The following is a 5,208-nucleotide window of genomic DNA, read 5'->3' as shown; positions in this document are numbered from 1 at the left end:
GCGGGTCTGCCACCAGGGTGATTCAGCCTGCGCCGCCAGCCGCGGCAGCGCCGCGTCGATGGCACGGGTGCCGAGCAGTACCTTGAACCAGTCATCGCCCAGCTCGTCGTGCAGTGCGGCAAAGGCCAGTTCATAGAGGAACTGGTTGAACAGCGTGGCGCTGGTGGAGTCGAGTGGGTAGTCGCCGTTCCAGGCGGCCAGTTGCTCGACCAGTTCGCGCTCTTGCCCCTCGCGCGCCACTGCGCGCAAGGTCATCAGCAGCGGGGCGAGGGTGCGTGGGCCGTAGTCATTGCTGACGTCGAGCTGCAGGGCCTGGGTGTTCTGGGTGTCCCACTGGATGTCGCTCCGGCTCAGTTGCCGACTCAGCTGGCGACCGCGGTCCGCCAGGTTGTAGTAGCCGGCAATGGGCACCTCACCCGGCGGCTGGGCGTTGGCCGAGACAATGTAGCCGCTGGCCGGATTTTCCTGCTGCGGGTTTGCACTGAAAGGACGAAAGCCCAGCTTGGCCGCCTCAGGCGTGCCGCCGTCGAGCAGGAATGTGGGATTCACCCCGTCCGGGCGGATGGGCAAGCGTGCAGCCGCCCACCAGCCGATATCACCTTGGGCGTTGGCCCACACCAGGTTCAGGCCAGGGGCATGGATCTGGCTGGCGGCCGCACGGGCCTGATCCAGCCGAGTCGCGCGGTTGAGCTGGTAGAAGCCGTCAAGAATCGGGTTGTCGGTTTCCAGAAATGCCCACCACAACGCCACCGGCGCGGGGCCTGCGCTGTCACCGAGCACGCTGTTGACGATGGGCCCGTGGGGCGAGCGGCGCAGGCTGAGGGTCACCGGCGCCTGGCCCTTCACCGCGATCTGCACATTCTCCTGTTGCAGGGCTTGCCAGCGGCCGTCCACCCACACTTCTTGCGGGTTGGCCGGGTTGACCCGTTCGGCAATCAGGTCGGTATCGTCGTTCTGGAACATGGTCAGGCTCCAGCCGAAGTCGCGGTTATGGCCGAGCAGGGCGAAGGGATTGAGCGCCAGGTGATAACCGTACAGGTTGAAGCCCGGCGCACTCAGTTCGGCCTCGTACCACACCGCCGGCACCGAGAAACTGATGTGCGGGTCGCCGGCCAGTAGCGGCTTGCCACTGCGCGTGTGATTGCCCGCCACGGCCCAGGCGTTGCTGCCTTCGAACTGCGGCAGGCCCGCGCTCGGCAGGGCCTCGGCACTGAGCTGCGCCAGGTGTTCGAGGCTGCGCCAATCAACGTCGGCCAGCGGCGTGGCGAGCGCGCCGGCAGGCTGCCAGTCGAGGTCGAACATGCCCAGGTACGCGGCGCCCAGCTGGTCACGGATGTAGGTCAGTACCGGCTCGGTGCGAAAGGCAGCGGCAAAGCTGTAGGCCAGATAACCGGCGATGCTGAAGGTGTCTTCTGCAGCAAAGGGGCGCGGTGTGATGCCCAGCAGGTCGAATTCCATGGGCCGATGCCCGGCCTGCCAGGCGTTGACCCCGTCCAGATAGGCCTGCAGCGCCTGCCAGGTGTGGCCTTGCTTGTCTTGGCGCTCGGCCATGCGCCTGGCCTGCTCGGCAATGCGCAGGCTGCGAAACAGGGTGTCGGTCGGCAGCAGCGATGGGCCCAGCACCTCGGCCAGCTCGCCACGCGCGAGGCGGCGCATGATCTCCATCTGGAACAGGCGATCCTGGGCGTGCACGTAGCCCAGGGCGCGGTACAGGTCGGCTTCGTTCTGCGCCTGCAGGTGCGGTACGCCGCGCTCATCGAAGCGCACGCTGACCGGGGCTTGCAGGCCATGCAGGGTGATTTCTCCGCTGCGCCTGGGCTGTTTGCCATGGATGTACACGGCAACCGTTCCGATCAGCGCCAGCGCGATGCACAGCAGCGCAATGAACAGGCGGCGTTTCATCGTGGCGTCTCGGTGTTGGACCACGGACAGTAGCAGCCCACGGCCAAGGTGTTGGTGGCATTGATCGAACGGCCTGCGCGCAGCGCGGTGAGGATCGGCTCGATGAAGCTGTTGCTCGCATTGCACACCGCGCCTTCGCTGTAGGGGCCCAGGTACACCAACGTGCCCTGGTGATCCCAGATGGCCACAGCGGGGCTGGCTGGCAGTTGCTCGCTGCCAGGCAGCGTGGTCAAGGCTTGCAGGCGATTGAGCGGTGCCGGCAATGGGCCGTGGGTTCCTGGCTTCTGTACCCGATAGAAGCTCACCTCGTCACCGGCATAACGCTCCACCAGCTCACCAAGGTGCTGCTGGTTGCCGACGTTGCACGGACAGGCCGGGTCCCAGAAGTGCACCACGCGTATCGGGCCGGGGCCGGCCAGTTCGGCGGGCAGGCGCAGCCCCGCGCCGGCGAACACCGCCGCTTGGCTGTCGAAAGGGCGCAGGTAGCGGGCTGTGAAGCTGTCATACGCAAGCCAGGCCAGGGCGCCGGCGGCCAGGGCCAGCAAGGTGATCCACAGGGTGGTGCGAGGGCGCTTGAGCATGATCGATCCAGATACGCCACGCGGGCCGGTGGCGGCGATAGGGTGTCCAGCTTGCCACGGCGTGAGCGAGAGCTGAATATCACAGGTCAATACTCGTGTGTTCGGACGTGCCCATGTCAGCCAGCTTTGACCCCGATCTGCTTCGCGCCAGCCTGGCGCCGCTTGCCGAGCGCCGTGCGCTGGACGCGCAGGCCCAGGCTTACCAGCAGTGCTATGGCGTCGCCCTGGGCGCTGAGCGTGACCTCGGCGTCTTCGAGGTGGCCGGCTTCGAGGTGGTCGGGCAGGTCTGGAGGCCCGCTGCGCCGGTCGCCACGCTGTTTCTTCTGCACGGCTTCTACGACCACATGGGCCTGTACCGGCATGTGATCGAATGGGCGCTGGGGCTGGGTTATGTGGTGATCAGCTGTGATTTGCCCGGCCATGGGCTGTCCAGCGGCACGCGCGCCAGCATCGATGATTTTGCGGTGTACCAGCAGGTGCTCGATGCACTCTTCAGCCAGGCGACTGCGCTGGAGCTGCCGCACCCCTGGCACCTGTGCGGGCAAAGTACCGGTGGCGCCATCGTGGTCGATCACCTGCTGCACTGCAGGGGGCACAGCCCGGTAGATGGCCAGGTGATGCTGCTGGCGCCGCTGGTGCGTCCGCGTGCGTGGGGGCGCTCGAAGTTCAGCTACAGCGTGCTGCGTCATTTCGTCGATGGCATCGAACGGCGTTTCACCGCCAACAGCAGCGATCCGGCGTTTCTGCCGTTTCTGCAGGCCGACCCGCTGCAGCCGCGGCGCCTGCCCACCGCCTGGGTCGGTGCGCTGGTAGCGTGGATCAAGCGCATCGAAGCCGCGCCGCACAGTGATCGGGCGCTGTTGATCGTGCAGGGCGAGCAGGATGGGACGGTCGACTGGCCGTACAACCTCAAGGTGCTGCAGCGCAAATTCAGTGCGCCGCAGATCCTCATGCTGCCGGAGGCGCGGCATCATCTGGCCAATGAGGTGCCGGCGATCCGCCAGCGCTGCTTCGACTTCTTCGGCCAGCGCCTGGGGTGATCAGCGCAGGTCGGCGCTGCTCTGGCCAACCGCAAGCCCTGCACGCACCGCCGCCACGGCGGCTTTGTAATAGGCTTGGCCTTCCGACGACTCGGCAAAGGTGGCGAACGCTTCCAGCTCGCTGTCAGACAGCCCGCGATAGACGTACAGCAAGGTATTGTTGAGGTCCGCACCGATCTGCTGCATCAGCCGCTGGCGCTGGCCGTCGAGCATGCCATGGGCCTGGCCACCGCCGAACAGACCGGGAATCATCGAACTGAGGCTGTCGGCCGCCACACCGGCAATCGCCAGGCTCACTTCGGCGCCGGCCTCACGCGCCGGCAGCGCCTGGGCCAAGTGGCCGATGGTCAGCAAGCGATTATCGCTGGCTTCGATCTTCGGCAGGCCCTGGGCATTCTTGGCCAGTTGATCCTTGCGCGTGGCCAGCAGCTCGGCGGCCACGACCTTGCGGCCCAGGGGGGACTGGAAGAACGTCAGGGCGGGCGAGGCGTTGGGCAGGGTCGCACGCAGTTGCGCCAGCGCGCGGCGATCGATGGCCTCGGCCTCGAAGCGCTGGTTGCTGTTGCTCACCAGGGCCTGGAACACCGCCGGCGGCAGGCTATTGCGATAGCGTTGCTGGGCCGCGCTCAAGGCATCGGTAAAGTGGGCGCGCTGGTCGGGCCAGCCGGCGGCTTTGTACAGTTGATCAAGACTGTCTGCCCAGACAGGCATGGCGCAGATCATCAGCAGAAGCAGGGAAAACGGACGGCGCATTCAAGACTCCTGTCGGCAGGGCGCTATTGTCTGTGGCGCGGGCGGCGTTTGTCGAGCGATCCGGTGCGGTTCTCGGCCAGGCGGCACCTCTGGCAAACCCGCCAACGGTGCTGTGCGCCTGCCAGGCTTGCCGCTATGATGCCGGCCATGACCCTACCTCTCGAACACCCGATGTTATCGGCCCTTGTCGACGATCTGGCCCTGCGTGGCTGGTCGCAGCAAGCCCTGTTCCTGCCTGCTGAACTGACCCGCGAACTCGCCACCGAGTGCCTGCGCCGTTCTGCCGAGGGCGAATTGAGCCCTGCGGGCATTGGCCGAGGCCTGGGCCAGGAAGTGCGCGAGACCATTCGTGGCGACCAGACGCAATGGCTCGAAGCCGGTGAAGCGCCGTCGTGCGACCAGTACCTGGCCGTCATGGACAGCCTGCGCCTGGCCATCAATCGTGGCCTGTTCCTGGGCCTGGAAGACTTCGAGTGCCATTTCGCGCTGTACCCGCCAGGGGCGTTCTACCGCCGCCACCTGGACCGTTTCCGCGATGACGACCGGCGCATGGTGTCTGCGGTGCTGTACCTGAACGAGCACTGGCAGCACGGCCAGGGCGGCGAGCTGCGCCTGTTCCTCGATGAACACGAGGTGCTCGACGTCCCGCCCGTGGCGGGTTCACTGGTGGTGTTTCTGTCTGGCCAGGTGCCCCACGAAGTGCTCCCAACCCACTGCGAGCGGCTGTCGCTCACAGGCTGGTTCCGGCGACGTGGCAATGAGCCGTTTTAAGCCGGCCAGGGTGCTGGTCAGCGCCTGCCTGCTCGGCCAACCCGTGCGCTACGACGGCCGCGCCAGTGGTCATCCCGGCCTGCTGCAGCGCTGGCAGGCCGAGGGCCGTGTCGTGCCGTTGTGCCCGGAAGTGGCGGGCGGCCTGCCCACTCCGCGCCCTG

Annotated in this window: 6 protein-coding genes; 3 read left to right on the top strand and 3 right to left on the bottom strand. The window is 66.8% G+C overall.

Translation table 11 applies throughout. From position 1 onward, the window contains the following. On the bottom strand, positions 1-1,902 hold a 1,902-nt coding region (locus tag RT028_RS19930; RefSeq protein WP_312937164.1), incomplete at its 3' end, for a penicillin acylase family protein. Continuing rightward, positions 1,899-2,483 (bottom strand): DUF6436 domain-containing protein, encoded by a 585-nt coding sequence (locus tag RT028_RS19925; RefSeq protein WP_312937162.1) that lies wholly within the window; start codon positions 2,481-2,483, stop codon positions 1,899-1,901. The genes RT028_RS19930 and RT028_RS19925, both read right to left, overlap by 4 nt. A 113-nt stretch (positions 2,484-2,596) precedes the next feature. Between RT028_RS19925 and RT028_RS19920 the strand changes: the two genes are divergently transcribed. After that, the gene (locus RT028_RS19920; RefSeq protein WP_312937160.1) at positions 2,597-3,523 is read left to right on the top strand and encodes an alpha/beta hydrolase; all 927 of its coding nucleotides are present in this window, start codon (positions 2,597-2,599) and stop codon (positions 3,521-3,523) included. Here RT028_RS19920 and RT028_RS19915 read toward each other — a convergent pair whose 3' ends face one another. Then, positions 3,524-4,276, bottom strand: a complete 753-nt coding sequence (locus tag RT028_RS19915; protein ID WP_312937158.1) for a hypothetical protein — start codon at positions 4,274-4,276, stop codon at positions 3,524-3,526. A 135-nt stretch (positions 4,277-4,411) separates the two neighbouring features. On the opposite strand from RT028_RS19915, the gene RT028_RS19910 reads away from it, so the two are divergent. Then, the gene (locus tag RT028_RS19910) at positions 4,412-5,047 is read left to right on the top strand and encodes a 2OG-Fe(II) oxygenase (RefSeq protein WP_312937156.1); all 636 of its coding nucleotides are present in this window, start codon (positions 4,412-4,414) and stop codon (positions 5,045-5,047) included. Next, positions 5,034-5,208, top strand: a 175-nt coding sequence (locus tag RT028_RS19905; RefSeq protein WP_312937166.1) for a 2-thiouracil desulfurase family protein, incomplete at its 3' end; no start/stop codon positions are given. The genes RT028_RS19910 and RT028_RS19905, both read left to right, overlap by 14 nt.

The sequence above is a fragment of the Pseudomonas sp. genome, from assembly GCF_032058845.1.
Lineage (GTDB): Bacteria > Pseudomonadota > Gammaproteobacteria > Pseudomonadales > Pseudomonadaceae > Aquipseudomonas.
This window is presented reverse-complemented; position numbering and strand designations above follow the sequence as displayed.